Genomic DNA, 15,957 nt, shown 5'->3' with positions numbered 1-15,957 from the left:
TTCCCCATGTGAGAGTAGGTCATCGTCAAGATTAAATTCCGAAACCCCAATTGCGAAAGCAGTTGGGGTTTTGTTTTAGTAGAAACATCCGTTTTTGCTGGCCTGTTACCGTGTTGACAGGTCAGATACAGAATTTCTTGACGACCATAGAGCGTTGGAACCACCTGATCCCATCCCGAACTCAGTAGTGAAACGATGCATCGCCGATGGTAGTGTGGGGTTTCCCCATGTGAGAGTAGGTCATCGTCAAGATTAAATTCCGAAACCCCTGTCTGCTAACGCAGACAGGGGTTTTGTCATTTCAGTGCCTGCCAAAACCGAACGTCAAACTGCTTTGCGTGCCCTGCTCATGCGTCGTGCCAGCCATTTGCGCCACCAGATATAAACGCCAGTCCCCGACAACCCCGCAATCAAAAAACCTAGTACCGCGATCATCACCTGCCCGGTAACACCAATGATCCGACCTCCGTGTATGGGCAACTGCAACCGGTAAAACTGTTCCCCCAACGTTCCCTGTCCAGCGATCTCCTGCCCTAGCAATCGCCCATCCGTACCGTGAAAGAACAACCAGGATTTACCATGAGCGTCTGTGTCGTGTTGACCAAATCCTGCACCGTAAAAGTTGTATTCAAAGCTGTAGTACAACTCCCCGATCCCAGCTGTCAGTCCTAACCTTTTTCCCTCCTGTAATGCCCTCTCGTATGCCTGTTGATAACTCAACTGCGTTATCCCAAGCTCACCCACAGGCATCCGCCCTCGTGCCTCATAGACGCTCGGTTCGATCGATGAAAACAACGACACAGCAGGCTTGAACACCTGACTCGGCAAGTTCATCGCCACACTGCTGACAGCGATTGGCAGCAATAAAAGCCACAACCACAACCCACCGGCGCGATGCAGGTCGAAGTTCAGCCGATACGCATGCCCACCCTTGATCTTCCAGGCCGCCGACCACTTCTTCCAGAACGGCTTGCCACGCGGTAACGTCAGCCACAAAGCGATGAAACAATCGATCACCCAGGCGATGGCTACCAATCCCATCAGCCACAACCCCCAATTGCCTGGCAATGTCAGGTTGTAGTGGAACTCGAGGATAAACGGGACAAAGTTTTCCCGCTGAAAACAGCATTCCCCCCAGTAACGCTGCCCCTTCTGTTCAGCGTTCACCGGATCCAGATAGAACACCTGATTACGTTCATCAAACGGCTTGCCGGTCGTTGGGTCATTGCGCGGAACCGCCGCCAGCAATGCCGTATTCCCCGCCTCATGCGGATACTCCATATACCAGACCTGCAGCTTCGGATGTGCAGCTTGCAGCGCATCAACCAGCTCGCCCGGTGGCAATCGTAAGCCCTGCGCCGAGGCGCTATAAAACTCGGGATTCAACCACTCATCCAGCTCATGGTTGAACGCAAGAATGCTCCCGGTGATTCCCGCCAGCAGTAAAAATACCGCGATGGCCAAGCCGATATAGCGATGCAACAAAACCAGAAATGCGCGCATGAAAAATTTTCCTTCAAATACGACAAAGCCAGCCCCTGACATTCAGGGGCTGGCTTTTTTATGCACAGGACAAAAGGTTTAGAACTGGTAGCTGACGGTCGCCGCGACGTTGCGCTCTTCACCCAAATAGCAGAAGTTCAGACTGGCGCAGGACGCCACATAGGACTCATTGGTCAGATTGTTCGCGTTCAGCCGAACGTCGACGCCCTTCAACCCGACCTTGCCCAGGTCGTAGCCAATCGAGGCGTCGAACAGTGTGTAGGACGGCACCTTCAGGGTGTTCTCCGCATCCGCCCAGCTGTATCCGACATATCGCACGCCACCGCCGAGGCGCAGGCCATCAAGCGCCGCGCTGTCGAATTTGTAGTCAGCCCACAACGAGGCCATATGTCGCGGTGCCTGCGTCGGCGAGTTGCCCTTGTTCTCGATCACATCGGTCGGCGTGCTCAACGTGCTGACCATCGACTTCGAATACTCGATGTCGGTGAAGGTGTAGCTGCCGAGGACTTTGAGGTTGTCGGTCAACTGCATGTGCGCTTCCAGCTCCAGACCTTGCGAGCGGACAGCGCCGACAGCGCGATAGAAGTTTTCCTGCGGCAGCTTGGTCGCCAGGTTCTCCTGATCAATGCGAAACAGCGATGCAGTGAACAGATTGTCAGTGCCCAGTGGTTGATACTTCAGGCCGACTTCCCATTGCGTGCCATCGGTAGGTGCCAGCGGGTTCCCGGCGCTGTCGGCGTAGGAGTTAGGGTTGAACGACTCGGAATAACTGATGTACGGCGCCAGACCGTTATCGAACAGGTAGAGCGCGCCGGCACGGCCAGTGAGTTTGGTGCGGCGGTCGTTGATCTCTGTCCCCTCAGGGCGCCCTGCTTCGGCAATGCGGTTTTCATCGGATGTCTCGACCCAGTCCTGACGCAGGCCCAGCGAGAAGCGCCATTTGTCCATCTCGATCAGGTCTTGCAGGTAAACCCCGGTCTGCTCCAGGCGCCGCAGGTAACTGGTATCGCCATACATATCGATCGCTGAGTTGCCGTACACCGGGTTGAACGCATTGATCGGTGCGAGCCCGCCGCTGGTCCAGTCGACCACGGTTTTACGCCGCTGATAATCCGCGCCCATCAACACCGTGTGTTTGGTCGCACCCGTGAAAAATTCAGCCTGAAGCATATTGTCGACAATGAACGCATGCAGCCGCTCATCACCGCCGGTGTAGTAGCGATTCAACTCGTTGCTGGTTGGCGTGGTCCAGCCATAAGCGTAGACCTGATCCATGTTCACTTTGGAGTCGAGGTAGCGGAAGTTCTGCCGTGCAGTGAAGACATCGTTGAAGCGATGTTCGAACTGATAACCGAACGACTGCTGATCACGCGAGTAACCGTCAATCCCCGGCTCACCTTCGAAGAAATGCGGCGAGATACGGTTGCCATTTCGTTGATGAATGGTGCCGTCGGCCGGTACACCGCCGTGGTAACCGCCATCTGGATCGTGTTGCAGATAAGCCTGCAGCGTCAGCGATGTGTCTTCACTGAAATCGATACTCAACGTCGGTGCCAGGGCGAAGCGTTTTTCCTTGTTGTGGTCAAATTGGGTGTCGGACTGATCCGACAACCCGGTCAGACGATAGGCAATGCGCTTGTCGTCATCGATCGGGCCGCTGAAGTCAAAACCAACCCCGCGCTGACCCTGCGTGCCGACCGTGGCCTGCACTTGATGGTAAGCCTCATACAGCGGTTTTTTGCTGGTCAACGCCACCAGGCCGCCCGGCGAACTGCGACCGTACAGAACCGACGACGGGCCTTTGAGAATGTCCACGCGCTCAAGGAAATATGGATCGACCTGCATGGTGCTGTAAGTGCCGCTGTCGCCCATCGACTTGAGGCCGTCGAGGTAAATGTTGTCCACCGAGCCGTCGTTGAAGCCGCGCATAGCGACATAGTCATAACGGTGAGTTGCGCCATACGGATTGGTCAGCACACCGGGTGTGTAGCGCATCGCCTGCGAGACCGTCTGCGAGCCCTGGTCGTCCATTTGCTCGCGAGTAACCACGGACACACTTTGCGAAGTTTCCAGCAGCGCGGTACTGGTTTTGGTGGCGATCTGACTGTGGGTGGCGTTGTAGCCGTCCATGTTGCCCAGCGCGTTACCGAGGGCGAAGCCTTTGATGTCGGTGGTGGGCAGGGCCAGTGCATCGCTTTGCGCGACCGACCGCAAGGTGTAGCTGCTGCCATCCAGACTGATCGCTTCCAGTCCGGAGCCGCCGAGCAAATGACTCAATGCCTGATCAGTCGAATACTCACCTTGTACGCCTGGCGATTGCCGTCCCTGAGTTTGTTGCGGAGTCATCGCCAGGGTGATGCCAGCCTGACGCGCGAATTGATTCAGCGCTTCACCCAATGGACCCGCAGCGATGTTGTAACGTTGGCCGACTTCACTGTTAACAGTGCCGGCAGCCACGCTCAGGCTCGGCAACACCGCCACACCCAGCGCGGTAGAGAGCAGCGCTGCTCGAACGGCATGACGCAAAACACGCGATTCGCCGGTGAATTTCGGAGAGTTCTTACAGGTGGCGGGGACAGTCATTGTGGGTTTCCGTAGGAAGTCGCAAACGCTTGAGTTGAAGTGCTTACTGACTAAGCCGGACAGTCTGCGAAAACCCGCCAGAATAATTTCACACGACATGTTCCAGGGTCACCCACCAGCGGGTGCGATAGCGCAATTTCACCGGCAACGTCTGCGGCAGGATGGCCAACAGCTTGTCGGTGTCTTCGAGGCGGAACACGCCGGACAGACGCAAGTCGGAAACGTCCGAAGCGCAGGTCAGAAAGCCCTGACGATAACGTCCGACTTCGCTGAGGAAATCACCGAGGCGCATATTGCGTGTGACGATCAAGCCATCGACCCAAGCGCCAGCGTCCATGTCCGGCGTCGGGGCCGGGCGGACCTGATGATGGTCGATCAGATAACTCTGCCCGGCGAGTGCCTGTACCGAAGTGCTGCCGGAAAGGATCGCAACTTCACCATGGGTGACGCTGAGCCGAGTGCAGTCATGTTCCTGACGCAAAATGAAGCGGGCATCGACGGGCTCATAAGCCCCGTGACGATCTTGTACGCGCAGCGGCCGATCAGACGGCGCGCCCTCGTCGGAGCCACCACACGTGACAATGATCTCGCCGCGAGTCAGTTTGATCAGGCGCTGCTGCGCGGTGTAATCCAGATCCACGGCGCTGGCGGTGTTGAGTTCGATGCGCGTGCCGTCCGGCAGCTGGAAGCCGCGACGCTCGCCAGTCGCTGTGGCGTAATCGGCACGCCATTGCTGCCACGCAGCCGTGTCCTTGGCCAACCAAGCGGCGGAGCCCATCAGCAATGCGCCAGACAACAACTTCAAAGCCTGTCGCCGACCCAAACCCTGTGCGCCGTTTTCCAGGGTATTGAATGCCACTTGCGCACCGGGCACCGCGCGAAGGTTACTGCTCAACTCGGCTTGCAGCGACTGCACCCGTTGCCAGGCCAGTTCATGCTCGTGGTGTTCGGCACGCCACTGCTCACACTGGCGATTCAACCTCGAGTTGCCATGGTTATTGCGCAAGCGCAACAGCCAATGGATGGCTTGCTTGACCACTTGCTGCTGCGGCTCGCCGCGACGTCCGAGAGACACGTTATCCACAGGCATCAGCTTTCGTACCGCAGTACGTAGCAGTGATACAGCGCATCAGCGACATAGCGTTCCACTGAGCGCAGCGACAAACCCATCTGTTCGGCGATCTGCTTGTGGGTCAACCCTTCGCACTGCGCCAACAGAAAGGCCTGACGCACTTTCGGTTTCAGTCCTTCAAGCATGCGCGCGATGCTCTCCAGCAGTTCGATCACCAGTGCGCGGGCTTCGGCACTCGGCGTTTCGGCTTCGGGTAGATGTGCGATGGTTTCCAGATAGGCGCGTTCGATTTCCTCGCGGCGCCAGTGATCAATCACCAGGCCGCGAGCGACGGTACGCAGAAAGGCGCGGGGCGTTTTGAGTTCGAGGCGTTCGGTGCGTTGCAACAGGCGCACGAAGGTGTCCTGTGCCAGATCTGCTGCATCCGCTGCATTGCCCAACCGCACGCGCAGCCAAGCGTTGAGCCAGCCGTGATGACTACTGTAAAGCGCCTGTACTGCAAACTCAGGTGAGGACATGAACGCGAACGTCACAAATGATAATTACTCGCATTGTCATCAAGGGTTACAGAATTTGCAACTGCCGTTGATGCGACCGTCGTAAAAAACCGGTTATCAGCCGCTCTAGCGCGCCGTTCGGCGGGAATCCGCCAGAAATTCCATCCATTTCCCCCACGACCCTAAGATTTCTCCGAAACGTGCCGACAGACTGGTGAGACATGCGTGCACCAAAGTAGAGCGGCCAGAAGAACGCTGCCTGCGCTGTACATGGAATGTTGCATCCGGAACGCATCCCCACTTTTGGCATAAGAAGTCCCATGAAATGAATCTCAAGTTCAGCCATAAAATCCTGTTGGCCGCCTCGGGCGTCGTGGTCCTGGCGTTCGCGCTGTTCACCCTCTACAACGACTATCTGCAGCGAAACACCATTCGCCAGAACCTCCAGTCCTCTGTGCAGCAGGCCGGTGATCTGACCGCCAGCAGCGTGCAGAACTGGATGAGCGGGCGGATTCTGGTGCTGGAAAACCTCGCGCAGAACGTTGCCCATCAGGGCAAGGACGCCGACTTCCCGGGTCTGGTCGATCAACCGGCCTTCACCTCGAATTTCCAGTTCACCTACGTCGGTCAGGCCAACGGTGTGTTCACCCAGCGCCCTGACGCGAAGATGCCGGACGGCTACGATCCGCGTCAGCGCCCTTGGTACAAGCAAGCCGTTGTGGCTGACAAAACCATGCTGACGCCGCCGTACATGGCCGCTGTCGGTGGCCTGGTAGTGACCATCGCCATGCCGGTGAAAAAGAACGGCGAGCTGCTCGGCGTGGTTGGTGGTGACTTGAGCCTGGAAACCCTGGTGAAGATCATCAACTCGGTTGACTTCGGCGGCCTCGGCCACGCGTTCCTGGTCAGCGCCGACGGTCAAGTGATTGTCAGTCCGGACAAAGATCAGGTCATGAAAAACCTGAAAGACATCTACCCGAACACCAGCGTACGCATCGAGAAGGGCAACCAGAACGTCGTGCTCAACGGCCAGGAACGCATTCTGTCGTTCACCCCGGTCAGCGATCTGCCGAATGCGCAGTGGTACATCGGTCTGTCGATCGATCGCGACAAAGCCTACGCCGCACTCAGCCAATTCCGCACCTCGGCACTGATCGCGATGTTTGTCGCTGTCGGCGCGATTGCGCTGCTGCTCAGCCTGTTGATCAACGTGCTGATGCGTCCGCTGACCACCATGGGCCGCGCGATGCAGGACATCGCTCAGGGCGAGGGCGACCTGACCCGTCGTCTGGTGGTTGAGAGCAAAGATGAGTTCGGCGAGCTGGGCAGTGCGTTCAACCAGTTCGTCGAGCGAATTCATGCGTCGATTTCCGAAGTGTCTTCGGCGACTCGCCATGTACATGACCTGTCGCAACGGGTGATGGCGTCGTCCAACGCCTCGATCGTCGGTTCTGACGAACAAAGCGCGCGCACCAACAGCGTCGCTGCGGCGATCAACGAACTGGGCGCTGCTACTCAGGAAATCGCCCGCAACGCCGCCGATGCTTCGCAACACGCCAGCGGCGCCAGTGAGCAGGCCGATGATGGGCGTCAGGTGGTCGAGCAGACGATCCTGGCGATGACCGAGCTGTCGCAGAAGATCAGCCTGTCGTGCACGCAGATCGAAACCCTCAATGCCAGCACCGACAACATCGGCCACATCCTCGATGTGATCAAAGGCATCTCGCAACAGACCAACCTGCTGGCACTCAACGCCGCGATCGAAGCGGCGCGTGCCGGTGAAGCCGGACGTGGTTTTGCCGTGGTGGCGGACGAGGTGCGTAACCTTGCCCATCGCACCCAGGAGTCGGCGGAAGAGATCCACAAGATGATCACGTCGCTGCAAGTCGGTTCGCGTGAAGCGGTGAGCACGATGAACGCCAGCCAGGCGTCCAGCGAGCAAAGCGTTGAAGTGGCCAATCAGGCCGGTTTGCGCCTGGTCAGCGTGACCCAGCGTATCGGCGAAATCGACGGCATGAACCAGTCGGTCGCCGCCGCTACCGAAGAGCAGACCGCCGTAGTGGAAACTCTCAACGTCGACGTCAACCAGATCAACCTGCTGAACCAGCAGAGCGTGGCCAACCTCAATGAAACGTTGAAGGATTGTGATGCGTTGTCGCAGCAGGCCAACCGCCTGAAGCAACTGGTCGACAGCTTCAAGATCTGACCTCAAGTCAGACCGCGTTATCGTTCATCGCGAGCAGGCTCGCTCCTACAAATTAACCGGGTTCCATCTGAAGGAACCCGATCAACTGTAGGAGTGAGCCTGCTCGCGATAGCGGTCTACAACTCACCGCCAAACTCAAGCCTTAAACAAACAGCTTCAGCACATTCCCCATCGCATCATCGGCAAACCCCTGCACAAAATCCTTGAACCCGGGCAGCGCTTCCTCACCGCCCGAGGCCGGCTCGGCAATGATCGTCCACGTCGCCCGGGACTTGCCTGCGCCCAGCGCTTCCACATTCATCGCCGCCCACAGATTCGCCACCCCCAGCGTGTTGTAAATCGTTGTCCAGGTCATGCTGCGTGCCTGCTCATCGCGGGAGTTGAGTTGTTCGACCACCACGTTGCCGTCCTTGAAGCATTTCTTGCGTAGCGAGGACACACCCTCACCGGTCATTTCGATGTGCGACAGCGCCGGAATGAAGCGGTCGAAACCGCCGAAGTTACCGACCACTGCCCAGACCTGCACCGCGTCCGCCGGTACCTCCACCGACGACACAACGTGGCAGCCATGCGGATTTTTGATCAGGGTGTCCGGTTGCAAATTGCTCATGGTGTTGCTCCTTGTTGTTGAGTCAGATGAAGTTGATTTCTTTCAGGTAGTCGCAGCCACGACGCAGCAGCGCCGGGGATTTTTGCGGGTAGTGCGCCCCCATTTGCTGCACGCCGGCCTGGGCGTTGGCGTGGCCGATCAGCGAGATGTCACCGATGTCTTCCTCAAAGCCGTTGAGGTAGAAACCGAGTACGCCGAACAACGCGTTGTCGGCATCGACGCGCCCCAGTTGCTGCTGCCAGTCGGCGACGCTGACCAGCGCGAACTCGCTGCCGGTTTCGCGGAACGACGCGACGTAGGCATCCCAGCTCAGCGGCTCGGGGTTATGCAGGTTGAACACCGCGCGCTCGGGCGAATAACGGCTGGCGTGGAAGGCGATGAAGCGGGCGAGAAAGTCCACCGGCATCAGGTCGAAGTTCAGTGCGAAGGCCGGCACCTGACCGAGCTGGATCGAGCCTTTGAGCATCAACATCAAACGGTTTTTGTGCGGCTGACAGACGCCGCTCAAACTGTTGAAACTGATGTTGCCGGGGCGATACAAGTTGACCCGCACACCCCGTTCCCGCGCCCGTTCGAGAATGCGTTCGCCGACCCACTTCGACAGGTTGTAGCCGTTGCGAATGTAGATCGGCGGCGTTGACGCGGCAGGCAATTCCAGCACTCGCCCCGCGTCGTCGACCGTACTTGAAGCCGACAGCGTCGAGACGAAATTGAAAACCTTTTTGCTCTGCCCTTCGCACAAACGCAGCAGGGCAAAAATCGGCTCGACGTTGTCTGCCGCCAGCGACTCGTAATCGAGTACGTGGTTAACGTTGGCAGCGTTGTGCACCAGTGCGCCGAACTCACGATCGAGGCGCTGATAATCGTCGTCATCCAGGCCCAACTGCGGACGCGTTATATCCGCCGCGTAAACCCGCACACGACGCAGATCCAGATGCTCCAGGCGGTTTTCTCGCAGTGACTCGGCAAAGCGTTGCGCCGCTGTTTGCCCGCCGCCGTCGCGCACCAGACACGCCACTTCGCTGGCACCCCAACCGAGCAGCGCCTCGACGATGTGCACACCGACAAAGCTGTTGGCGCCAGTGACGATGACCTTGTGCACATCGCCCATGCGGCTGATCGGCAGCGGATCGATTTCCAGTGCACGCTCGGCGTCGGCCATGGCCTGAGCGCTAAGTACGGCGCTGTCATCGGTGCCGCGCACCAGCGTCGCAAGCTTGATGATGGTCGGCAGTTCGATGAAGCGATTGATCGAAATGCTGCGGCCGAACTCCTCACGCAAACGCAGCAACATCCGCGACAACAGAATCGAGTGGCCGCCGAGATTGAAGAAGCTTTCGTCGGTAGAGATGTCGCTGCCCGGCAGCTCCAGCAACTCGGCCCAGATCTCCAGCAGTAGCGCTTCGTCGGCATTTGCCGGCAGGCACTTCGGGCCGGTGTCCTGCACGCTCACCGGCAGTTCCAGCAGCGTTTTGCGGTCGACCTTGCCGTTGCTGGCGAACGGCATGCTCGACAGTTCGGTCCACGCCACCGGTTGCATGTAGTCCGGCAAAAACTGTCGGGCGTGGGCCTTGAGCGCTTCGCGTGCGGTGTCTGATTGCGCTTGCGCGAGGAACGCCAGAATCCGCCGCTGGCTGTCGATCACCACCGCCACTTGCCGGTACAGCCGGCTCTCGCGCAGGCAACGCTCGATCTCTTCCGGCTCGACCCGGAAACCCCGGATCTTCACCTGATTGTCGCGTCGCCCACACAGCTCGATCCCGTGCTCGCCCCACTTCGCCATGTCACCGCTGCGGTAGGCGCGCAACGTTTGGCCGTCCGGCAGATTCAAGGTCAGATAACGCTCGGCGGTCTGCTGTGGATTGTTCAGATAACCGAGGCAGACACCGGGGCCGACGATGAACAATTCGCCGACGGTTTGCTCCGGCACGGGCTGCAAATCGTCATCGAGAATCAACACCTGGCTGTTGGCGATGGGCGCGCCGAGACTGCGGTTGCTGTCGCCGGGTTGCAGTTGCCGCGCGGTGATCAGCACCGTGGCTTCGGTCGGGCCATAAAGGTTGTGCAGCGTGCCCTGGCGGGTCAGTTGCTCGATGACGAACGGCTCGCAGACATCGCCACCGGTCATCACTTGCACACCTTCCAGTTGTTCCAGCGGCAGGATGCTCAGCAGCGCCGGCGGCAGGAACGCGTGGCTCAGTTGCCGACGACGGATCAGCGCGATCAGTTGCAGCGGATCACGCCGCTGCGTGTCGTCGGGCACCACCAGTTCGGCGCCTGAAAGTAAGGTCGGGAAGATATCGATCAACGATGAATCGAAACTCAACGAAGAAAACTGCAGCACCCGACTCTTGGCGTGCAACTGCACGTACTCGGCGTACCAAGCGGTGAAGTGCGCAAGGTTGGCCTGACTGAGCAACACACCTTTGGGATGGCCGGTGGTACCCGAGGTGTAAAGCGCCATGCACGGCGCCTCAAGTTCAGGACGCTGGCGCATCAACGGTTGGCCGAGATCGGCTTCGGCGCTGTCGACGCCACTGACGTCGAGCCCAGCCATCGTTGCGCTCAGCGGATGCTCGCCATCGTGCAGCAGCAACAACGCGCCGGCGTTGTGCAGAATGTATTGCTGACGCTGCAGCGGATGGCTCGGCTCCAGCGGCAAGTACACCGCGCCGCTGCCGAGGATCGCCAGAATCGAGGCGAACAGCGCCGGACTTTTCGGCAGGCAGATACCGACCACCCATGGCTGCGGATGCTGCTCAAGTAACGGCAGCAAACGCTGTTGAATAGCCCGGCTATGGGCGTGCAATTGCTGGTAACTGAAGGAGCGTTCGCCGATGTGCAACGCCGGGCGTTTGGCGTGCTCGATCAGGCTCTGTTGCAGCCGCTCGATAACGGGAGCCTTCGCCTGTTCCAGCAACGCCGTATTCGCGGTGTCGTTGTGGTGATGGACGTACGCCAGGCTCTCGAGAAACAGCAGGTTTTCCATGCGCTCGAAATCCGGGGCTTTCAGCGATGTGGTCTGCTGAAAATAATCCGTATCGCGGGAGAAGCGGCTGACTAGCAAGGCTACTTCGTCGACGATATGCGTCAGTACCCGCTGACGCAGTGCCTGACCGTTGCCGGACGGTTCATCACCAATCGGCACACGACTGATCAGTGATGAGCCGAGAAAGCACAGCAGATCGAGTGTTGGTAAACCCGCTGCGCTGTGCGCGCAGACGCCCAGACGCAAATGCAGGTGCGGGATGGCGCAGTGATCGCCGGCGCCGAGGAAGCCATCGTCGATGATCAGATCCACCGTCGATGTACCCGCAACGCTGCGTTGCAAGGAGTGACCGTGTTGTTCAAGTTCCTGCGCCAGATCGGTCATGGCCTGACTGGTGCCAATCAGCAAAATGTCGAGACGTTTCATGTCGGCCTCCTCATCAAACCAGGTAGTCGCGCAGGGCGTGCTGCACGCACGGTGTGTCGAGCAGCGAGCTGTTGTGGAAGAACTTGACGATGTTGCCCACCAGCGGGTGATGGCGATTGATCGGGAACGCCAGTCCGGCCATTTCGTCTTTGAGCGAGCGCCGTGTGGCCTCGCTGACCGGCAGCGCATCGATCAGGCGCAGGTCGAAGGCTTTCTGGATGTCGTTGGTCAGGTAGTGGCCGATGAACACCGGCAGGATCTGCGCAATGGTTTCGCGATCCGCCGCGTTTGCGGTGTACCAATAGATGCGCACCATCCGCGCCCAGAAACTCGAATGGCGACCTTCATCAAGTAAGTGATCGGCCATCAGGCCTTTGATCGACGGTTTGACCGAGTCGTCGCGGGCGAACGCGGCGACATCGCCGGTCACGGTGTTTTCAGCAATAGCCACGCAAATCAATTCGACCGCGCTGCGCAGGTGCTCCGGTGCCAGCGCTACAGCCGCCGGAATCGCCCGGCTCAACTCGATTTCATCGGGCAACCGGATCGGCTCGATGCCGGTCATCGCCACCGTTTGTTGCATGAAATCCATCGCCACCAACGCGTGGTAATCCTCGTCGACCACCACGGTCATCGCGTCGTAACGACAGGCGAACGGGAAGGGCACGGCGAAGCGATCCTTGGCGATGCTGCGTGCGGTCTTGTCGACGATTTCCGTTTCGAAAATCACCACATCGTTGATGAACTTGTACAGCGTCTGCACCAGCGCGAAATCACGCTGTTGCGGGCATTCGCGCAGGAAGGTTTCACTGAGCACCAGGGGTTGCCGGCTGAGGGGATAGATCAGGCGCTCGTCGTCCTCCAGCACACGTCGAGGGCGGGTGCGAATGGTCGCGCGACTCTCCCAGACATCCGCGAAAGATTGATAGTCGGCGGCATTCATTGGGCCACCTCCGCCAATGGCTCACGCATGCTCAGGCGCAGGCCGTCCCACAGGGCGATGCGGCTTTCCACGGCGGCGATGGCGCTGGCGTAGACCTCGGCCTCACGCTGCGGGTCGCCATCGACCAGTCGGTCCAGCAATTGCTCCGCCGCCGGACCGTGATCCTCGGAATCGACCTCGATGTGCCGTTCCAGGTAATAACGAAAGGTCGGTGCCTGCTCGATGCCGATGCCCCAATCATCGAGGATGCGCTGGAACATGGTCGGGATCACGCTCTCGCGACCATGCAAGAACGCTGCGGCCACGCTATGTCCCGGCGCATGCAGGGCGATGCGCAAGGTGTCGCGGACGAATTGCGCGGCGGCCGGATCAACGTCGACGCTTTGCAACGCCACGTCATAACCCACGCCCTCCTGCTGCAGAGCAACAAAGCGCTCTACTGCTGTGGTGCTGGCGCCAATTTCGCGCATTGCATCCAGGTACAACTCGAAATGGCTGTAGTGCCCCTCTGCCAGACGATCGTCCGATTCTTCACCCAAGACGATCTCGTTGATCAGCCGGGCGGCATGCGGATCGCGTGGCGGTAGCCAGGGCAAGCGGGTGCAGGTCAATTCCTGTTGCAGACGCTTGGTCAGCGACATGAAGTCCCACACCGCAAATACGTGGGTCTCCATGAACCGACGTAATACCGATAACGAAGTAATCTCGGAAAAGATCGGGTGAATACTCAGTTCAGCTTTCTTCAGGGCGAGTTGGTTCTTAATGGGCATCATGATGTCCTTTATCATTGATATGAAATGGAACGGCTGTTTCAACTAAACAATCAATGCTGCCGTAACTTGCATGTGTCGTGGCTGCAGCTGATTGAAACTCTCTGCTATTGCCGAAAAGTCAGTAGTACCCGTCGGCGGCGCCATGGGTGTTTAGCCCTAAGTCCGCAGTCATTGCCGGTGATGCTTTGGGCGTGTGCCGAAATGTATGGCGAAGTTCAAACTCGGCGTGGAAAAAACTAATACAGACGGAAAGTGTTTAACAAGTATATTTTCAATTATTTCAAGTTTGCTGTTTTTCAAGTATGAAGAGTGCTGATAAAACTTTTTATTTAAGTTTTATTTGGGCGTAGTTGCTCCTTTCGGCTAATAACGGCCAAAATCGATCGACAAGAGTGAATGCCTCACTCGAAGCAACTTTCTACTGAAGAGAATTAAATGTTTTAAAGGGGCGAAAGTTGGCCGGGACCGGCGCCTGTACTTCCTTTTCCCGTGACAAGGCTCCTTCCGTAGGTTCCTGGTGCGGGGACTGCGCCGACGATGCGGTGCGTCGCCCGTTCTTTATTGGGTTGGCGGATCAAGAGTGCGGGTAAATTGCCGCCACGGCTATTACCGATTGGTGATCGCGAAGGGCGAAACCGGACTGCGCGGCGCGGGAAGGTTAGAGCAGGTGCGCCAGTCCGCCACTGGCGTTCGTGGCGGCGCGGGCGAGGGATTTGTAAGCGGGTGATTCGTCGGCAGCAACGGCCTCAGCGCGAGGTTTTGCGGCTCTGGCTGGCGGGGCTGGCAAGGTAGCGTGTGATGACATCGACACCACGATTGAGGTGATGCACCAGCAACCTCACCGAGCCTTCGACATCACGCGCGATTGCCGCTTGCAGCATCGCCCGGTGGTCGTCCTGTGACAGCTTGCCCAGGCCCATGGCTTCGAGATTGAAACGCAGGAAGCGTTCTTCTTCGTTGAGCCCGTCTTCGACCAGCCGCAGCAGGCGCCGGTTGGGTGCCATGCTGTACAGGGTCATGTGGAACAGACGATTGAGCCGGCCAATTTCACTGTAGTCGTGTTGGTGTTCGAGCTCTTCTATATAGCCGGCCGCGCGTTCGTGATCGGCGCTGGTCAGCAAAGGAATCGACTGCCGCAGGGCTTCGGTCTCGAGCAGAATCCGCAGTTGATAGGTTTCGGGGGCATCGCCCTGAATCAGGGGTGCGACCACCGCGCCTTTGTGCGCGGTGACGCTGAGCAGATCCTGCGCTTCGAGCTGGCGCAAGGCTTCGCGCACCGGCATGCGGCTGACCCCGAACAGATCGGCCAGATCCTGCTGGCGCAGCGCAGTACCGCAAGGCAGGCGCCCATCAAGGATGGCAGCGCGCAGGGTTTCCTCGATGACCGAACGGGCAAGATGCGCAGGGATCGGTCCATCGACTTTGATGCTGTGCAACGGTTTGGGCTTCTGTGTCACGACTACGCACCCTGTTTTCGGCTGAATTTGGATCCAAATGACACTAGTGATTGCTCTACAGGTTGTCAAACCGTGTAGAAGAACGCCGTTACATTTGCAGTTTAGCGCGGTCGCGATGATCTCATGGTGCCATTGTTTTTTAGCGGGCTAAGCTTCACCATCAAACGCTTTCTATCCTGCCCCCTTGGAAACCTGCTGTGGCGGTACGTTTCGCGATCCCCCGGACTCTGCGCTGGCTAGGCTGCGCACTGCTGCTGGCCGGCGTCATGCTGGGCGGTCTGCATGCCGATTGGGATTTTTCCGTGATCAGCCGCAAGGCCTCTGCGCTCTACGGGCCGCTGGGCGCCGGGCAGCAACGCATCGATGCCTGGCAGAATCTGCTGGCCACACAGAAGCAAGTCAGCGAGATGGAAAAACTCAAAGTGGTCAACCTGTTCTTCAACAAACAGGTGCGCTACGTCGAAGACATCGATCTGTGGCACGAGGTCGATTATTGGGAAACGCCCATCGAGGCGCTGTGGAAGGGCGCCGGTGACTGCGAAGACTATGCGATAGCCAAGTATTTCAGCCTGCGCCACCTCGGGGTTTCCAGTGACAAGCTGCGCATCACCTACGTCAAGGCACTGCGCCAGAACCGCGCGCACATGGTCCTGACTTACTATGCCACCCCCGATGCCATGCCGCTGGTGCTCGACAGCCTGATCGATCCGATCCAGCCGGCCTCGCAGCGAACCGATTTGCTGCCGGTCTACTCTTTCAATGCCGAAGGTCTGTATTTGCCCGGAGCCAAGGGCAACAAAAAGGTTGGTGACACCAAACGCCTGTCACGCTGGCAGGATGTCTTGAAGAAAATGCAGGCCGAAGGTTTTCCGGTCGAGACGACTAACTAGGAGCACGC

At 58.5% G+C, this 15,957-nt stretch carries 11 protein-coding genes, 1 rRNA gene and 1 pseudogene; 4 read left to right on the top strand and 9 right to left on the bottom strand.

Annotated elements, in window-relative coordinates; all coding sequences use genetic code 11:
* Positions 1–136: 136 nt before the first annotated feature.
* Positions 137–252: ribosomal RNA gene (rrf, locus tag CQ009_RS21585) — 5S ribosomal RNA — on the top strand.
* 72 nt (positions 253–324) lie between these two features.
* On the opposite strand, the gene CQ009_RS21580 is transcribed toward rrf, so the two are convergent.
* From CQ009_RS21580 to CQ009_RS21565, 4 genes are all read right to left on the bottom strand, one after another.
* The gene (locus tag CQ009_RS21580; RefSeq protein ID WP_105708658.1) at positions 325–1,503 is read right to left on the bottom strand and encodes a PepSY domain-containing protein; all 1,179 of its coding nucleotides are present in this window, start codon (positions 1,501–1,503) and stop codon (positions 325–327) included.
* Between the two features lie 78 nt (positions 1,504–1,581).
* Complete coding sequence (locus CQ009_RS21575) at positions 1,582–4,086, bottom strand: TonB-dependent siderophore receptor (protein WP_105708655.1); 2,505 nt, start codon at positions 4,084–4,086, stop codon at positions 1,582–1,584.
* 88 nt (positions 4,087–4,174) lie between these two features.
* Positions 4,175–5,176: a FecR domain-containing protein gene (locus CQ009_RS21570; protein WP_105708653.1), complete on the bottom strand. Its 1,002-nt coding sequence runs from the start codon at positions 5,174–5,176 to the stop codon at positions 4,175–4,177.
* Entirely contained in the window at positions 5,176–5,676 is a 501-nt protein-coding gene (locus tag CQ009_RS21565; RefSeq protein WP_105708651.1) for a sigma-70 family RNA polymerase sigma factor, read from the bottom strand. The genes CQ009_RS21570 and CQ009_RS21565 overlap by 1 nt, the downstream gene beginning before the upstream one ends.
* A gap of 304 nt (positions 5,677–5,980) precedes the next feature.
* Here CQ009_RS21565 and CQ009_RS30500 point away from each other — a divergent pair.
* Positions 5,981–7,006: pseudogene (locus CQ009_RS30500) on the top strand (cache domain-containing protein); the annotation flags it as partial.
* Between the two features lie 69 nt (positions 7,007–7,075).
* A complete protein-coding gene (locus tag CQ009_RS30495; protein WP_371857642.1) occupies positions 7,076–7,861 on the top strand; it encodes a methyl-accepting chemotaxis protein in 786 nt (261 codons plus the stop codon).
* A 142-nt stretch (positions 7,862–8,003) separates the two neighbouring features.
* On the opposite strand, the gene CQ009_RS21555 is transcribed toward CQ009_RS30495, so the two are convergent.
* The 5 genes from CQ009_RS21555 to CQ009_RS21535 all read right to left on the bottom strand — a co-directional run bounded on the left by CQ009_RS21555 (position 8,004) and on the right by CQ009_RS21535 (position 15,059).
* Complete coding sequence (locus CQ009_RS21555; RefSeq protein ID WP_064389078.1) at positions 8,004–8,471, bottom strand: SRPBCC family protein; 468 nt, start codon at positions 8,469–8,471, stop codon at positions 8,004–8,006.
* A gap of 22 nt (positions 8,472–8,493) precedes the next feature.
* The gene (locus CQ009_RS21550; RefSeq protein WP_105708649.1) at positions 8,494–11,886 is read right to left on the bottom strand and encodes a non-ribosomal peptide synthetase; all 3,393 of its coding nucleotides are present in this window, start codon (positions 11,884–11,886) and stop codon (positions 8,494–8,496) included.
* 13 nt (positions 11,887–11,899) lie between these two features.
* A complete protein-coding gene (locus CQ009_RS21545; RefSeq protein WP_105708647.1) occupies positions 11,900–12,829 on the bottom strand; it encodes a diiron oxygenase in 930 nt (309 codons plus the stop codon).
* Positions 12,826–13,599 carry a DUF3050 domain-containing protein gene (locus CQ009_RS21540; protein WP_371920180.1) on the bottom strand — a complete coding sequence of 258 codons (774 nt, stop codon included), beginning with the start codon at positions 13,597–13,599 and terminating at the stop codon, positions 12,826–12,828. The genes CQ009_RS21545 and CQ009_RS21540 overlap by 4 nt, the downstream gene beginning before the upstream one ends.
* A 749-nt stretch (positions 13,600–14,348) precedes the next feature.
* A complete protein-coding gene (locus CQ009_RS21535; RefSeq protein ID WP_064389074.1) occupies positions 14,349–15,059 on the bottom strand; it encodes a GntR family transcriptional regulator in 711 nt (236 codons plus the stop codon).
* A 197-nt stretch (positions 15,060–15,256) separates the two neighbouring features.
* On the opposite strand from CQ009_RS21535, the gene lapG reads away from it, so the two are divergent.
* Positions 15,257–15,949 (top strand): cysteine protease LapG, encoded by a 693-nt coding sequence (gene lapG / locus CQ009_RS21530; RefSeq protein ID WP_064389073.1) that lies wholly within the window; start codon positions 15,257–15,259, stop codon positions 15,947–15,949.
* Positions 15,950–15,957 lie beyond the last annotated feature (8 nt).

This window comes from Pseudomonas sp. MYb2 (assembly GCF_002979955.1).
Lineage (GTDB): Bacteria > Pseudomonadota > Gammaproteobacteria > Pseudomonadales > Pseudomonadaceae > Aquipseudomonas.
Note: the sequence above shows the minus strand (reverse complement) of the source record. Positions and strands in the feature narration are given on the sequence as shown.

Coding starts and splice junctions, on each gene's coding strand:
- CQ009_RS21580 (WP_105708658.1), bottom strand. CDS start 1,503: ATGCGCGCATTTCTGGTTTTGTTGCATCGCTATATCGGCTTGGCCATC.
- CQ009_RS21575 (WP_105708655.1), bottom strand. CDS start 4,086: ATGACTGTCCCCGCCACCTGTAAGAACTCTCCGAAATTCACCGGCGAA.
- CQ009_RS21570 (WP_105708653.1), bottom strand. CDS start 5,176: ATGCCTGTGGATAACGTGTCTCTCGGACGTCGCGGCGAGCCGCAGCAG.
- CQ009_RS21565 (WP_105708651.1), bottom strand. CDS start 5,676: ATGTCCTCACCTGAGTTTGCAGTACAGGCGCTTTACAGTAGTCATCAC.
- CQ009_RS30495 (WP_371857642.1), top strand. CDS start 7,076: ATGGCGTCGTCCAACGCCTCGATCGTCGGTTCTGACGAACAAAGCGCG.
- CQ009_RS21555 (WP_064389078.1), bottom strand. CDS start 8,471: ATGAGCAATTTGCAACCGGACACCCTGATCAAAAATCCGCATGGCTGC.
- CQ009_RS21550 (WP_105708649.1), bottom strand. CDS start 11,886: ATGAAACGTCTCGACATTTTGCTGATTGGCACCAGTCAGGCCATGACC.
- CQ009_RS21545 (WP_105708647.1), bottom strand. CDS start 12,829: ATGAATGCCGCCGACTATCAATCTTTCGCGGATGTCTGGGAGAGTCGC.
- CQ009_RS21540 (WP_371920180.1), bottom strand. CDS start 13,599: ATGCCCATTAAGAACCAACTCGCCCTGAAGAAAGCTGAACTGAGTATT.